The organism is Sideroxydans sp. CL21, from assembly GCF_902459525.1.
Lineage (GTDB): Bacteria > Pseudomonadota > Gammaproteobacteria > Burkholderiales > Gallionellaceae > Sideroxyarcus.
Window position 1 is genome coordinate 3144698 of the sequence record NZ_LR699166.1, and the last position, 14554, is coordinate 3159251.

At 59.0% G+C, this 14554-nt stretch carries 14 protein-coding genes; 11 read left to right on the top strand and 3 right to left on the bottom strand.

Annotated elements, in window-relative coordinates; translation table 11 throughout:
- Positions 1-29 precede the first annotated feature (29 nt).
- Positions 30-755, bottom strand: a complete 726-nt coding sequence (locus tag QOY30_RS14950) for a YebC/PmpR family DNA-binding transcriptional regulator (RefSeq protein WP_283745414.1) — start codon at positions 753-755, stop codon at positions 30-32.
- A 172-nt stretch (positions 756-927) separates the two neighbouring features.
- A complete protein-coding gene (locus QOY30_RS14955; RefSeq protein WP_283745415.1) occupies positions 928-1440 on the bottom strand; it encodes an EF-hand domain-containing protein in 513 nt (170 codons plus the stop codon).
- Positions 1441-1572: 132 nt separating this feature from the next.
- Between QOY30_RS14955 and QOY30_RS14960 the strand changes: the two genes are divergently transcribed.
- Together QOY30_RS14960 and QOY30_RS14965 are read left to right on the top strand one after the other, a co-directional pair.
- Positions 1573-3426 (top strand): ribonuclease catalytic domain-containing protein, encoded by a 1854-nt coding sequence (locus QOY30_RS14960; protein WP_283745416.1) that lies wholly within the window; start codon positions 1573-1575, stop codon positions 3424-3426.
- Complete coding sequence (locus QOY30_RS14965) at positions 3423-4301, top strand: energy transducer TonB (protein WP_283745417.1); 879 nt, start codon at positions 3423-3425, stop codon at positions 4299-4301. Before QOY30_RS14960 ends, QOY30_RS14965 begins: the two co-directional genes overlap by 4 nt.
- A 97-nt stretch (positions 4302-4398) precedes the next feature.
- Here QOY30_RS14965 and QOY30_RS14970 read toward each other — a convergent pair whose 3' ends face one another.
- Positions 4399-4704, bottom strand: a complete 306-nt coding sequence (locus QOY30_RS14970; RefSeq protein WP_283745418.1) for a DUF1330 domain-containing protein — start codon at positions 4702-4704, stop codon at positions 4399-4401.
- A gap of 191 nt (positions 4705-4895) precedes the next feature.
- On the opposite strand from QOY30_RS14970, the gene QOY30_RS14975 reads away from it, so the two are divergent.
- The 9 genes from QOY30_RS14975 to gspG all read left to right on the top strand — a co-directional run bounded on the left by QOY30_RS14975 (position 4896) and on the right by gspG (position 14411).
- The gene (locus QOY30_RS14975; protein WP_283745419.1) at positions 4896-5198 is read left to right on the top strand and encodes a hypothetical protein; all 303 of its coding nucleotides are present in this window, start codon (positions 4896-4898) and stop codon (positions 5196-5198) included.
- Between the two features lie 58 nt (positions 5199-5256).
- On the top strand, positions 5257-6471 hold the full coding sequence (locus QOY30_RS14980) for a hypothetical protein (RefSeq protein ID WP_283745420.1): 1215 nt from the start codon (positions 5257-5259) through the stop codon (positions 6469-6471).
- 25 nt (positions 6472-6496) lie between these two features.
- Entirely contained in the window at positions 6497-7471 is a 975-nt protein-coding gene (locus QOY30_RS14985) for a metal ABC transporter substrate-binding protein (protein ID WP_283745421.1), read from the top strand.
- The gene (locus QOY30_RS14990; RefSeq protein WP_283745422.1) at positions 7468-8214 is read left to right on the top strand and encodes a metal ABC transporter permease; all 747 of its coding nucleotides are present in this window, start codon (positions 7468-7470) and stop codon (positions 8212-8214) included. The genes QOY30_RS14985 and QOY30_RS14990 overlap by 4 nt, the downstream gene beginning before the upstream one ends.
- 83 nt (positions 8215-8297) lie before the next feature.
- Complete coding sequence (locus tag QOY30_RS14995; protein ID WP_283745423.1) at positions 8298-8864, top strand: type II secretion system protein N; 567 nt, start codon at positions 8298-8300, stop codon at positions 8862-8864.
- The gene (gspD, locus tag QOY30_RS15000; RefSeq protein WP_283745424.1) at positions 8861-11023 is read left to right on the top strand and encodes a type II secretion system secretin GspD; all 2163 of its coding nucleotides are present in this window, start codon (positions 8861-8863) and stop codon (positions 11021-11023) included. The genes QOY30_RS14995 and gspD overlap by 4 nt, the downstream gene beginning before the upstream one ends.
- Positions 11020-12507: a type II secretion system ATPase GspE gene (gene gspE / locus QOY30_RS15005; protein WP_283745425.1), complete on the top strand. Its 1488-nt coding sequence runs from the start codon at positions 11020-11022 to the stop codon at positions 12505-12507. The genes gspD and gspE overlap by 4 nt, the downstream gene beginning before the upstream one ends.
- A gap of 195 nt (positions 12508-12702) precedes the next feature.
- A complete protein-coding gene (gene gspF, locus QOY30_RS15010; RefSeq protein WP_283745426.1) occupies positions 12703-13926 on the top strand; it encodes a type II secretion system inner membrane protein GspF in 1224 nt (407 codons plus the stop codon).
- A 53-nt stretch (positions 13927-13979) separates the two neighbouring features.
- Positions 13980-14411: a type II secretion system major pseudopilin GspG gene (gene gspG / locus QOY30_RS15015; RefSeq protein ID WP_283745427.1), complete on the top strand. Its 432-nt coding sequence runs from the start codon at positions 13980-13982 to the stop codon at positions 14409-14411.
- Positions 14412-14554 lie beyond the last annotated feature (143 nt).

The window sequence follows — 14554 nt, forward strand, 5'->3', positions numbered from 1 at the left end:
CTCCCTTCTCCCTTTACCCTTCTCTTGTTTCACTCTTCAATCACCGCCGTTGAATAGACCTCTTGCACGTCGTCGAGGTCTTCCAGCGCATCCAGCAACTTGCGCATCTTCACCGCATCCTCACCCGTGAACGTCACTTCGCTCTCCGGCTTCATGGTGACTTCGCCCATCTCGGGCTTGAAGCCTGCCGCTTCCAGACGCTGCTTCACCGCCATGAAATCATGCGGCGAGGTGATGACTTCGATGCTGCCGTCGTCGTTATTGACGATGTCTTCCGCACCGGCATCCAGTGCCACTTCCATCAATGCGTTCTCATCGGTGCCGGGAGCAAAGATCATGTGCCCGCAATGCTTGAACAGGAACGACACCGAACCGTCGGTGCCGAGATTGCCACCGTTTTTGGCGAAGGCGTGGCGCACGTCGGCCACCGTGCGTGTCTTGTTGTCGGTGAGGCAATCCACCATCACCGCCGCGCCATTGATTCCATAGCCTTCATAGCGCAGTTCCATGTAATCGACGCCTTCCAGTTCGCCCGCCCCGCGCTTGATTGCGCGTTCGACGTTGTCCTTGGGCATGTTCTGGTCATAGGCCTTTTCCATTGCCAGACGCAGACGCGGATTGATGTCCGGATCGCTGCCCCCCAGCTTGGATGCGACGGTGATCTCCTTGATTAGCCGGGTGAATATCTGGCCGCGTTTGGCATCCTGACGGCCTTTGCGATGCTGGATGTTCGCCCATTTACTGTGACCTGCCATGATTCTTCCTTGCGATGCAAAATAAGCCGGATGGTAACATTTCGCGCCACATAGGCCAAAACGCCCTGTCGGCGCAGAGAATCGCCTGCATTATCCCCGCCAGGCAAACCTGCCCTCCATAACAAACAGGCCGGCTTCAAGCCGGCCTGTTTCATTCAAAAATGCCTCAGGCTTACTTCTGGTCGGATTTTTTCATGTCTTCGTCGTACTGTTCGTGCATCTTTTCATGCATTTTTTTCATGCCGGCGGCCACTTCTTCTTTGGTGATCTTGCCGTCATGGTTCGCATCGATCTCGTCGAAATGTGCGAACAGCATCGGCATCCCGATCTCCGCCTCGTCCTTGCTCAACGCACCGTCATGGTTGATATCGGACTCGTCGAAGCGTTCATCGAAGGTCTCTTCGTGCCCGCCGGGACCCGTTTCGCATTTTCCGGCCATTTTTTCGTGCACGGAATCCATTTCTTCCTGCGTGATCTTGCCGTCATGGTTCAGGTCGAATTTCTTGAATTGCGCGTTATGGAATGCATCAAACTCCTTCTTGCTGATCGCGCCATCGCCGTTCTTGTCCATTTCCTTGAATATATAGTCGCCATATTCGCCGTGATGGCCGACATCGCAAGCGTGAACCAGCGGCGCGGCGCACAATAGACTGCCCATCATGATCAATCGGGGAAAAGCTTTCATGGTTACTCTCCTGTCTGGTTAATCGGCCCGCACGTCTCGCGCGGCGGCGTCATTGCAGACAGATTAACATGAAGGAAGTTCAGCGGAGGGTCGGCAGGTTATAATCCGCCGGAATTTTTTCAGCACCTCCCAATGAACATATTTTACGAAGAAGACGGCGGTTTCAAGGTCGGCAATATCCTTACCGACAACACCACCTCCCTGCAGGTCGAGAATACCCACGGCAAGCGCAGCAAGATCAAATCGGCCAACGTCATGCTGCGTTTCGCCCAGCCCGGCCTGTCCGAGTTCCTGACGCAGGCGGAACAAGTGGCCGCCGACATCGATGTGGACTTCCTGTGGGAAGCATCGCCGCCGGATGAGTTCGATTTCGACACCCTGGCCAAGGAATATTTCGGCCATGTGCCGAATCCCGTCGAAGCGGCAGGCGCGCTGATCCGCCTGCATGGCTCGCCCATGCATTTCTACAAGAAGGGCAAGGGCCGCTACAAGGCCGCGCCGCCCGATGCGCTGAAGTCTGCACTCGCCAGCGTTGAAAAAAAGCGCCTGCAGGCCGAACTGCAGGCACGCTATACCGAACAACTCGGCAACTTCCAGTTGCCCGCGGAATTCGCCGATCATCTGTCCATGATCTTGTACAAGCCGGACCGCAACACCATCGAAGTCAAGGCGCTGGAAGCTGCCTGTGCCGTCACGCACCTGTCTGCGGCGCACCTGCTGGAGCAATGCGGCGCGCTGCCGTCCACGCACGATTATCACTTGAACAAGTTCCTGTTCGAGAACTTCCCGCGCGGCACCGGCTTCCCAGAGGTGACGGTTGAAGAGCATCCGGAACTGCCGCTGGCCGGCGTCACCGCCTTCAGCATCGACGATGCGAGTACCACCGAAATCGACGATGCGTTTTCGCTCGAAAAGCTGCCGAACGGCAACTGGCGCATCGGCGTCCACATCGCCGCACCCACGCTGGGCATCGCCCCGAACTCACCAATTGACGTGATCGCCGCCCAACGCATGTCTACCGTTTATATGCCGGGCGACAAGATCACCATGCTGCCGGAGAATGTGGTGCAGGCATTCACGCTCTGCGCGGACAAGGTCTGCCCCGCCCTCTCGCTGTATGTGGAAGCGGATGCCGCGACGCTGGCGGTGGTCAATAGCGAAAGCCGCATCGAGCGGCTGCACATCGCGGCCAACCTGCGCCACGACACACTGGAACCCCTGTTCAACGAAGAGACCCTGGCCGCAGGCAAACTCGATTACGCCTACGCACCCGAACTCAAACTGCTGTGGGACTTTGCGCAAAAGCTGGAAGCGGCACGCGGCAAATCCGCCGACAACAGCACGCAACAGATCGACTACACCTTCCATGTGGAGAACGACCATATCACCATCGGCCAGCGATTGCGCGGCTCGCCCATCGACAAGGTGGTGTCGGAGCTGATGATTCTTGCCAACAGCATGTGGGGCAAGCTGCTGGACGACCACGACGTGGCCGGCATCTACCGTACGCAAAACAACGGCAAGGTCAAGATGAGCACCATCGCTGCGCCGCACCAGGGCCTGGGCGTGGCGCATTACGCGTGGTCCAGCTCCCCGCTGCGCCGCTACGTGGACATGGTGAACCAGCGCCAGATCATCAGTGTGTTACGCGGAGAACCGCCGGCCTACGCGCGGAACGACACCGCGCTGTTTTCCATCCTGAGCAGTTTCGACACGGCCTACACCACCTACAATGAATTCCAGCGCAACATGGAGCGTTACTGGTGCCTGCGCTGGTTGTTGCAGGAAGACGTCAAGCAGGCCGAGGCAACCGTGCTGCGCGAGAACCTGGTCAAGTTTGCCGAAATTCCGCTGGTCGGACGCATCCCCTCGCTGCCGGAGACGCCGCCGAATACCAATGTGACTTTGGAGATAGGCAAGATCGACTTGCTCGACCTGGATTTCGACGCGAGATATAAGGCTAACGTGGAAGCGCCTGCCGCATGAAACAGCGGCTCGTCAACGTGCTGCAACAGTCCGGGCAACGCCTGACGTTTGCCGTACTGTTCTCGTTTGCCCTGCATACATTTTTCCTGTTCGGCATCACTTTTGTCGTGCCCAACTCGAAAAACATCCCCACCCTCAGCCAGCCGCTGGAAGTCGTGCTGGTCAACAGCAAATCAAGCCGCCGTCCGAACAACGCCACCGCGTATGCGCAGAACAACCTTGATGGCGGCGGCAACACCGAAGACGATCGTCATGCCAAGACCCCGTTCCCCGTACTCGGCGATGCGCAACACTTCACCCCCGAACAGACTGCCCAACGCTTGCGCCAGACGCAACAGGAAAGCCAGCGCCTGCTGACGCGCAGCACGAGCGATTTCAGCGTCGCGCAGAACAAGACACAGCAACAAAACCAGGACAGCTCCAATGCCGAAGGCCATGACCTGGTGCAACGCTCGCTGGAGATCGTGCGCCTGGAAGCCCAGATCAACAAGAACCTGAGCATGTATGAAAAAATGCCCAAGCGGAAATTCATCGGCGCGCGCACGCAGGAATATCGCTACGCCCAATATGTCGAGGACTGGCGCGCCAAAGTCGAACGCATCGGCAACCTGAACTACCCCGAGATCGCGCGCACTCAAAAGATCTACGGCAGCCTCACCCTCACCGTTTCCATCCGCTCCAACGGCAGCGTGGAAGACATCGAGATCAACCGCTCCTCCGGCCAGCGCATACTCGACGCGTCCGCCGTCCGCATCGTCAAACTCTCTGCACCTTTCTCGCCCTTTCCGCCGGACATCGCCAAAGACACCGACATCCTCAGCATCACGCGCACCTGGACCTTTACCAGCAGCGACAAGCTTGAGAGCGGGGATTAGCGACAAGCGTAGTGGGCAAGTTCCCCATTTGCGGGGTTAAACGTCCGCCTCCTCAGACGACGTTCAGAATCCTATTTACGGACATGCTCACATGAATTCATGACGGTTGCGGACCTTCATATCCTTCAAGAATTACAAGATCCATAGCCGCCGCATGTCGGCGAAGTTTCATGGCCTCTTGATATTCGGGAGAGTGCCAACAATCGACGGCAGCTTGGTACGATGGAAATTCGACTATGGTGTTACGAGACCGAGTATTACCTTCCGGATTTTCGAAGTTACCAGCTCTTGCCAGAAATTTAGCTCCGTATTTCTTGAGTGCTGAACCATTGGCTTCTGCATAAGCTTTGAATTGTTCAGGCTTGGTTACATCTACACGAATAACCCAATATCCCTTTGCCATAATTTTCTCCATGTTAATTTAATTGACCTTCACTTCCGTGGCGTGTTGGTACGAAGATGGCCTCCTTCGGCTGCAAGCAGGCCATCAGCAAACCGCACCCTATCCAGTCCAGCGGACTCGTCAATATGCCAAACGGTCTAGATACCCACAACCCTGTACTTGGCAAGCCAATGGCAGTTAGAATGCGGCCCATGTTGCGCTCCATCCTTCTGAAATCGTTGCTCGCCTTCGCCCTGCTGTTTGCCCAGCAAGGCGCAATTACGCACAGCATTTCACATGTGCTGGCCGAGCAGTCGCAAGACCAATCGCTGCCGCACGACAAACATTGCGACCTGTGCGCGGCCTATGCGCAGATCGGCAGCGCGGTCGGCGTCAGCCATATTGATTTCGATTTTGCCTCATCCTTCGAGGCAACTCTCACCACCTATTCCGTTACTTTCCGTTCCTTCGCGTTCAGCGCATTCGCGGCGCGCGCCCCGCCTTACTCTGCTTAAGACAATTCGACTCCCCGCTGCAAATCGCGCGGGGTTTGTGTGTTTTTTGGAGTAAATCATGTTCACGAAAATCTGTTCGAATACGGCGCTGGCCGTACTGTTGAGCCATTCCATCGGCGCGTCTGCCGCCGACACAAGCAGCGATAATGCCTTTAACCCGGCCTTGTCCCTCATCCTGGACGGCACCTACGGCAACATGCAGCGCGATCCCGCGATCCCCGCCACGGGATTCGCCATGAATCCGAATCCGGCGCAGACGCAAGGTTTCAGCCTCGGGGAATCGGAGCTGGGCATCGCTTCCAATATTGACCCGGACTTTCGCGGGTTCGCCACCTTTGCCATTTTGTCCGCCAGTATCAGTGTCGAGAATGCCTTTGTGCAAACCACTTCGCTGGGCAACGGGCTCAATCTCAAGTTCGGACGCTTCTTTTCCGGCTTCGGATATCTGAACGAGCAGCACGCGCATACCTGGGATTTCGTCGATCAGCCGCTGGTGTACAACACCTTTTGGAACACCCAAGTGATTGAGGACGGCATGCAACTCAAGTGGCTGGCACCGACCGAGATGTTCGTCGAAGTGGGCGGGGAAGTTGGCAGGGGCCTCAGCTTCCCCGGCACGAACACCCCGAAGAACGGCAGTGGTGCAGCCACGCTGTTCGCGCACATCGGCGACGACATCGGCATCGAGCAAAGCTGGCGCGCGGGCATGTCGGCATACCACACCCGGCAGACGGATTACCAGAGCACCGCAGTGCCCGACCTGTTGAACACCGCGGGCGGTGTGAGCGACAGTTTCAGCGGAAACAGCAATACTGCGGGACTCGATTTCATCTGGAAATACGCACCCAACGGCAACTTCCGCGAGCGCTACCTGAAGGTGCAAAGCGAATATTTCCGGCGCAAGGAAGATGGCTCTTTGACCTATGGCACCCAATTGGGCGGCGCGAACCTCCCCGACCGTTACATCGATACGCAAAGCGGCTGGTATGTGCAAAGCGTGTACCAGTTCATGCCGACCTGGCGCACCGGGTTGCGTTATGACCGGCTCGATCCGGGCATCGCCACCGTGGGCGCCCTGAATGTCGGCAACGTCATCTCCAACTATGCCTTCAACCCGACGCGCGTCACCTGGATGGCGGATTACAGCGCCAGCGAATTCTCGCGCATACGTTTGCAATTGACGCACGATAACTCGCGGCAGGGTTTGACGGACAACCAGCTTTTCCTGCAATACATCATGAGCATGGGCGCGCACGGCGCCCACCAGTATTGATATGCGTACTCCAAAAGGAATAATCATGAAAGCGAAACAAGATGCAGTTCCGGTGAAGGCCGATCCCCGCCTGGGCGGGAGTTATGCCGTCGCCAAGAAGATTCTGGGTACGTTCTTTCTGTTGCTGTTGAGCGGCAATGTACACGCCGCGCTCAATGTGTTCGCCTGCGAACCGGAATGGGCCGCGCTTACGCAACAACTCGCGGGCGACAAAGCCAGCATCTACACCGCCACGGGCCCGCTGCAGGATCCCCACCAGGTGCAGGCGCGCCCCAGCCTGATCGCCAAAGCGCGAAGCGCCCAACTGCTGGTGTGTACCGGTGCGGAACTGGAGATCGGCTGGATGCCGGTGGTCGTGCGCGAATCCACCAACAACAATATACAGCCCGGCAGCATCGGGTACTTTGAAGCGGCGAAGTACATCACCATGCTGGAAGTGCCCGGTCGCCTGGACCGTGCCGACGGCGATGTGCATGCGGCCGGAAATCCGCACATCCAGACTGATGCGCGCAATTATTTGCCGATCGCGGCAGCGCTGAGCAAACGCCTGATCCAGCTCGATCCTGCAAACACCGCGTATTACCAGCAACGATATGGCGCATTCGACCCGCAATGGCGCGCCGCGATCGTGAAGTGGGAAAAGCAGGCCGCTCCGCTGCGTGGCATACCCGTCGTGGTGCACCACAAAGGTTTCCCTTACCTGAACGACTGGCTGGGACTGGTCGAGGTTGCCGAACTGGAACCCAAGCCCGGCATGGAACCGAGCGCCTCCTATCTGGAAAAAGTGTTGAACGAACTGCAACAACATCCGGCGCGCATGGTCCTGCGTGCCGCCTATCAGAGCGAACGGCCTTCGGAATGGATTGCGGACCGCGCGCACATTCCCGCCGTCATGCTGCCCTTTACCGTGGGCGGCACACCGCAAGCCACCGACCTGTTCTCGCTGTTCGACGATACCATTCAGCGTCTGCTGGCGGGATTGAAACAGGGGGCGCCATGAACAGCATCGAGTTCGACATCCTGCTTCCCGCTTTCATCGCGGGCCTGCTGGTACTCGCCACCCATATCCCGTTCGGCATGCGCGTGCTGCAGCGCGGTGTGATCTTCGCCGACCTTGCCGTGGCGCAGATCGCCGGACTCGGTGTCGTCATCGCCGGATTGCTCGACCTCACCGAACATCCGCTGCTGGTGCAGCTCATTGCGGCCAGCAGCGCACTGTGCGGTGCAGCATTGCTGGCATGGATCGAGCGGCGCTTGCCGGAAGTGAAGGAAGCCTGCATCGGCCTCACATTTGTACTCTCCGCCACCCTCGGCATCCTGCTGATGAGTCATGACGTGCATGCGGGGGAACACCTCAAGGACCTGCTGGTGGGTCAGATACTGTGGGTGAGCAACAGCCAGCTGATCGCCACCGCAGTCCTCACCGCAGCCTTGCTAGCCATCTGGAAATTGCTGCGGCAAAGCCTCGGCAACTTTGGCTTCTATGCGCTGTTCGCCATCGCCATTACCGCCTCGGTGCAACTGGTCGGTGTTTATCTCGTGTTCGCCAGTCTGATCGTGCCTGCGCTGGCAACCCATCGCCATCTAAAACGGCGTTATCTCTTCGCCTTCACCGTCGGCATCGCGGGCTATGCCGCCGGACTTTTATTCTCCGTCTGGCTCGACTTGCCGACGGGTGCCGCCATCGTTTGGGCGCTGATGTTGTGCGGGGGGGGCATGTTGTTTGCTCCAAAGCAGCACTGATCGGTCTCAAAACGTGTCAGACCGCACATTTCCGCTACGCGGAGGTGTGTTATATTCGCCCACCGCATACGAAGGAATGTCGCATGTCGTTGGCTAGAAAGGTCTTTGCAGCACCCGCCAGAATCTGGATTAACTGGCCGCTCTGGGGCGGATTGCTGGCAATGTTGTTGCTGGCAAAACATGCATGGGTACTGTTCGCGCCTTCCGAACATGCCGTGCCCAGTACTACAACTACAACGCAAGCGGCACAAACTGAACAACTGTTCGGCTCGGTCAATACCGCCGCCTCGACTGCATCGCTGGGCGGAATCCGGGCCATCGGCATTTTCGCAAGCCGCAACAATGGTTTTGCCGTGATGCAAACCGAAACCGGACAGATCGGCGTGGGCCTGGGCGGGCAGATCGTGCCGGGTGTGCGTCTGGTCGAGACGCATAGCGACTATGTAATACTGGAGCGGGACGGCTCCCGGCAACGCGTCGACCTGAGCAAAGCACCTGCTGCCGGCGGTGCCGCTCCGGTTCACGTTGCCAGCCCGGTTCACGGCGATCCGATCGCTGACGCCCAAGCACAGGCGCTCAACAAGCTCTCGCCGGAACAACGAAAGATACTGCAGCTGCAGCAACAAGAATTGATAAGGGGAAAACATTGATTAACTGCATCGTGCGAAGAGCCCTGCTGGCATTCTGCCTGACGATCTTTATCGCGACTCCCTGTCACGCGGAAGGCGCAGTAAAGAAGGAAGATGAACTGGTCTCGCTGAACTTCGTCAACGCCGACATCCAGGAAGTCATTCGCGCCATCTCGCAAATTTCCAAAAAGAATTTCCTGGTCGATCCGCGCGTCAAAGGCACCATCAACATCGTGTCCGCCACACCGGTTTCACCCGCATTGGGTTACGACATATTGCTCTCCGCCTTGCGCCTGCAGGGTTACGCGGCGGTGGAATCGGGCGGTGTCACCAAGATCATTCCCGAGGCCGATGCCAAGCTGCACGTCGACTCTCTGGCAAGAGGCAGGGGCGACGAGCTGGTCACCCGCGTGTTCGTGCTGAAATACGAATCGGCCTCGCAACTGGTCACCGTCGTGCGCCCCATGATCTCGCCCAACAGCGTGGTGGTGGCCTACCCATCCAGCAATGCGCTGGTCGTTACCGATTACGCCAGCAGCGTGCACCGCATTGAAAAACTCATCGACTCCATTGATCAACCCAATTCCGATGCACCCATCATTATTCCGGTCCTGCATGCATCGGCTGTCGATCTGGCCGGCATCATCAACCGCCTCATGCCGGAAGCCTCGGCGCCGCAGACCGGCGGCGATGACAACCAGCGCTTCGTGCTGCTGGCCGACAGCCGCAGCAATAGTTTGCTGCTGCGCTCGGACAACCCGGGACGCATTGCACGTGTCAAAGACCTGGTGGCAAAGATGGACAGTGAATCGAACTCACCGGGCAATATTCATGTGGTGACACTGAAAAACTCCGATGCCACCAAACTCGCGCAGACCCTGCGTTCGGTGATGAGCGGCGATACCTCGTCGCCTTCATCTTCATCCTCGTCTTCTTCGAGCACAACGCAAAGCAGTACACAGCCGACCAGCAGCAGCGCGCCCTCGGGCGGCGGCATCATTCAGGCGGATGCTGCATCCAATACGCTCATCATCACCGCCTCCGAACCGGTCTATAACAACCTGCGCGCCGTGATTGAAAGGCTGGACGTGCGGCGTCCGCAAGTTTTTGTCGAGGCACTCATCGTCGAAGTAACGGCGGACAAGGCCTCCGAACTCGGCATCCAGTGGCAGACTCTGTCCGGCGTCAACAGCAGCGGCAGCAACGTCATCGGCGGTACCAACTTCGGCTCAAATAACAATATCATCGGTGCTTCAACCAATATCATGGGGGTCGGAAATGGCCTGAACGTCGGTGTCGTGAGCGGGACGACCACGCTGCCCGGCATCGGCACGGTGCTCAACCTCGGCGTGCTGGCGCATGCGCTGGCGAACGACACCAACGCCAATATCCTGTCCGCCCCCAACCTGATGACGCTGGACAACGAAGAAGCCAAGATCGTGGTCGGCCAGAACGTACCGTTCATTACCGGTTCCTATGCTCAAACCGGTGCCGTCGCCACCGCCACTCCGTTCCAGACCATCGATCGCAAGGACGTCGGCCTGACACTCAAGATCAAACCGCAGATCATGCAGGGCGGCTCGGTAAAACTGCTGGTATCCCAGGAAGTTTCGAGCGTGGTCGCTTCGACGAGTTCCGCTGTCTCGGGTCCCACCACCAACAAGCGCTCCATCGATACCACCGTCATCGTGGATGAGAACCAGATCGTGGTGCTGGGCGGATTGATCCAGGATTCGGTCAACCAGACGGCAAGCAAAATACCGGTCCTCGGGGACATCCCGTTCCTCGGCGCGCTGTTCCGCTACGAGACGCGGGAGCAAGTGAAGACCAATCTGATGGTGTTCATCCGTCCTTACATCATGTACCAGAGCGACAGTTACAAGAAAGTGACCGCAGAAAACTACGACAAGGCGAGCAACGCACGCGAGGCCTTGCGCATGCCTGACAGCATGGTCATGCAGAACGACGACAAGGACAAGGCTCTGCCTCCGCTGTCACCCGAAGACAGGGGTCCCGCTGCCAGTGCTCCTGTTGCAACGCCTCGCCTTGATGCTGCAAGCGCTCCAGCCGCAACGGCACCTGAGGCCGCCAGTGCGCCAGCTGCAACGGTGCCTGCACCCGAGGCTGCCAGCGCACCGGCTGCGGCGACGCCTTCTGCTCCGGTCGAGACGAAGCCGTGATCCAAACGATCAATCGCCGTGCCGCCCGCCGCCTGCCTTACTCGTTTGCCAAGGCACAAGGCGTGGTGCTGACCGATTGCGATGAGCGCGCTGCGCTGGCAGTACGTCGCGACGCGAAACCCGAAGCCATCGCCGAGGTGATGCGCCAACTTGCCCTGCCCGTCGATGCCACACTGGTTGATGCGGAAGCATTCGAGCGCATGCTGAGCGATGCCTACTCGCAAGCCGACGAATCCACTGCCATGCTGCTCGACGATGCAGAGCAGGACATGGACCTGTCCATGCTGTTGCACGACCTGCCCAAATCGGCGGACCTGCTGGAATCCGAGAACGACGCACCGGTCATCCGCATGATCAACGCGCTGCTCGCACAGGCCGTGCGCGACAATGCCTCGGACATCCACATCGAACCGTTCGAGACGCGTTCCGTCGTGCGCTTCCGTCTCGACGGAACGCTCAAAGACATTGCCGAACCGCATCGCGCACTGCATGCCGCCATGATCTCGCGCATCAAGGTGATGGCCGATCTCGATATCGCCGAAAAACGCCTGCCGCAGGACGGCCGCATCGCCCTGCGTCTGGCGGGGCGCCCCGTCGATGTGCGGGTATCGACATTGCCCACCGGACATGGCGAGCGCGTGGTGATGCGTCTGCTCGACAAGGAAGCGGGACGCCTCGACCTCACCAAGCTGGGCATGAGCGCGACGTCGCTTGAAGCCATGATGCGGCTCACCGCGCAACCGCACGGCATCGTGCTCGTCACCGGCCCCACCGGTTCCGGCAAGACCACCACCCTGTATGCCGCGCTGTCATGCGTAGACGCCAGCGTGACCAACGTGATGACGGTGGAAGACCCGGTGGAATACGATCTCGACGGCATCAGCCAGACGCAGGTCAACGCGCGCATAGACATGACTTTCGCCAGGGCGCTGCGCGCCATTCTCCGCCAGGACCCGGACGTGATCATGATCGGCGAGATCCGCGATCTGGAGACGGCGCAGATCGCCGTGCAGTCGAGCCTCACCGGACACCTGGTACTCGCCACGCTGCACACCAACGACACCGTAAGCGCGATCACCCGTCTAACCGACATGGGCGTCGAACCATTCCTGCTTTCTTCCAGCGTGGTCGGTGTGCTGGCGCAGCGTCTGGTACGCCGTCTGTGCCCGGATTGCCGCGAAGCCTATGCACCCGACGCATCCGAGCTCAAGGTGCTCGCCCCCCACGGCAAGCCCGACGTGCTGTATCGTCCGACCGGCTGCGCGCGCTGCAACCAGACCGGCTATCGCGGACGCACCGGCATTTACGAATTGCTGGAAGTCGACGAAGCCCTGCGCACCATGGTCCATTCGCGCGAAAGCGAACAGCATCTGCGCGATTACGCGATGCAGCACGGCATGCTGAACCTGCGCGACGACGGACTGCGCTGGGTTGTTTCCGGCGACACTTCGCTGGAGGAAGTTATCCGCGTAACGCGGGATTGAGGCGGGGATGGATTGCTGTAAGGCAATAGATAGCGGTTCGATACATTCGCCGTTCGTCTCGATCTCGCGTAGGGCGCAATAACCAACGGGCATTGCGCCGTATGTGCGGGGCCTAAACAACCGGTGCAATGCGCTACGCTTATTGCACCCTACGATCCTGTATTTTTAGCTGTTAGCTTTTTTAATTCATAAACCATGGCCACATTCCACTACAACGCGCTCGACGCAGAGGGCAAACCCGCACAGGGCATGATGGAAGCCGATTCGGCACGGCTCGCCCGCACCCAGTTGCGCGAAAACGGCCTGTTCGTGGTGGAACTGAATGCGCTCAACGACAGTACGTTGCAGGGTGGTTCGCGCAGTTTCACTCTGCGGTTCCGCAAGCGTGTTCCGCTTTCCGAAGTAAGCCTGGTACTGCGCCAGCTCGCCACTTTGCTGGAAGCCGGATTGCCGCTGGAACAGGCCCTGGGCGTGCTGATCGAGCAAGGCGAAAATCCCGCCATGCGCCAGGTACTCGCCGCCTTGCGTTCGGAGGTACTCGCCGGCAACACGCTGGCGCGCGCCATGGACAAATACCGCGACGTGTTCCCCGAAATTCACCGCGCGCTGATCCGCGCCGGTGAAGAATCCGGCGAACTTGCCACGGTGATGGACAAACTCGCCAGCTACTCGGAAGCGCAACAAGCCCTGCAACAAAAAATCGGCCTGGCCATGGTGTATCCCGCCATCGTCATCACTGTTGCCGTCCTTGTGGTCGGCGGCCTGCTGCTCTTCGTCGTACCGCCCGTGGTCGAAGTATTCCAGCAGACACGCCAGGCCCTGCCCTTCCTTACCCGCGCCCTGATCGCGCTCAGCGATTTTCTGACCGCAACCTGGCTGTACCTGATCGCAATACTGGCGGCCGGTTCCTTCGCCGCGCATCGCGCCTTGCAGCAGGAGGCACTGCGCTTCCAAGTGCATCTCAAACTGCTGCGCCTGCCCGTTGTCGGCAAACTGATACGAGGCAGCAACACCGCTCGCATGGCCAGTACCCTGGCGATCCTTGCCGGTAGCGGAGTTTCGCTGCTCACCGCACTCAATGCCGCCTGCGGCGTGGTCAGCAACTTGCCGATGCGCCGGGCGCTGGAAGACGCGGCGATTAAAGTACGCGAAGGCGTGACGCTGAACCGGGCCCTTGCCGCCTCCGGCCTGTTCCCGCCCGTGCTGATTCACCTCATCGCCAGCGGCGAACAGAGTGGCCGGCTCGACACCATGCTGGATCGCGTCGCCAAGCAACAAACGCAGGAAGTCGCCGGCTTTACCACCGCACTGACCTCCATCATGGAACCGTTGCTGATCCTGTTCATGGGTGCGGTGGTGCTGCTGATCGTACTGGCGATTCTGCTGCCCATCATCCAGATGAATCAGATGGTAAAGTGACCAAACGATCGGTCATCCGGTTTTGATGTAATTTTTACAAAGGAAAGCAAATCATGAAATCCATACGCACTAGCAAAGGCTTCACCCTGATCGAACTGATGGTCGTCATCCTCATCATCGGCGTGCTGGCCGCGCTGATCGTGCCCAAGGTGATGAGCCGCCCGGACGAAGCGCGCGTAACCGCCGCCAAGCAGGATATTGCCACCATCACCCAGGCGCTCAACCTCTACAAGCTGGATAACCAGCGCTATCCCACAACAGAACAGGGACTGGCCGCACTGGTGAAAAAACCCACCATTTCCCCTGTCCCGAACAACTGGAAGAGCGAGGGCTATCTGGACCGCGTGCCGAAGGACCCGTGGGGCACGCCATACCAATACCTGCAACCCGGCGTGCATGGCGCGATCGACGTGTTCAGTTTCGGCGCGGATCGCGTCCCCGGTGGTGAAGGCAACGATGCCGACATCGGGTCGTGGCAGGACTGACACTTCTCCGAACAAGAGTGATTGTTCCTCGCGGCTTTATTCCCCACCCTCAATCCCTCCCTCGGGGGGAGAGGGAAGACAAGCGCCCCCACCGGGCGATAACCGGTGACTTGCCGCTCCAGCGGCTTGGTCAGATAGCAGGA

Coding starts and splice junctions, on each gene's coding strand:
- QOY30_RS14950 (WP_283745414.1), bottom strand. CDS start 755: ATGGCAGGTCACAGTAAATGGGCGAACATCCAGCATCGCAAAGGCCGT.
- QOY30_RS14955 (WP_283745415.1), bottom strand. CDS start 1,440: ATGAAAGCTTTTCCCCGATTGATCATGATGGGCAGTCTATTGTGCGCC.
- QOY30_RS14960 (WP_283745416.1), top strand. CDS start 1,573: ATGAACATATTTTACGAAGAAGACGGCGGTTTCAAGGTCGGCAATATC.
- QOY30_RS14965 (WP_283745417.1), top strand. CDS start 3,423: ATGAAACAGCGGCTCGTCAACGTGCTGCAACAGTCCGGGCAACGCCTG.
- QOY30_RS14970 (WP_283745418.1), bottom strand. CDS start 4,704: ATGGCAAAGGGATATTGGGTTATTCGTGTAGATGTAACCAAGCCTGAA.
- QOY30_RS14975 (WP_283745419.1), top strand. CDS start 4,896: ATGTTGCGCTCCATCCTTCTGAAATCGTTGCTCGCCTTCGCCCTGCTG.
- QOY30_RS14980 (WP_283745420.1), top strand. CDS start 5,257: ATGTTCACGAAAATCTGTTCGAATACGGCGCTGGCCGTACTGTTGAGC.
- QOY30_RS14985 (WP_283745421.1), top strand. CDS start 6,497: ATGAAAGCGAAACAAGATGCAGTTCCGGTGAAGGCCGATCCCCGCCTG.
- QOY30_RS14990 (WP_283745422.1), top strand. CDS start 7,468: ATGAACAGCATCGAGTTCGACATCCTGCTTCCCGCTTTCATCGCGGGC.
- QOY30_RS14995 (WP_283745423.1), top strand. CDS start 8,298: ATGTCGTTGGCTAGAAAGGTCTTTGCAGCACCCGCCAGAATCTGGATT.
- gspF (WP_283745426.1), top strand. CDS start 12,703: ATGGCCACATTCCACTACAACGCGCTCGACGCAGAGGGCAAACCCGCA.
- gspG (WP_283745427.1), top strand. CDS start 13,980: ATGAAATCCATACGCACTAGCAAAGGCTTCACCCTGATCGAACTGATG.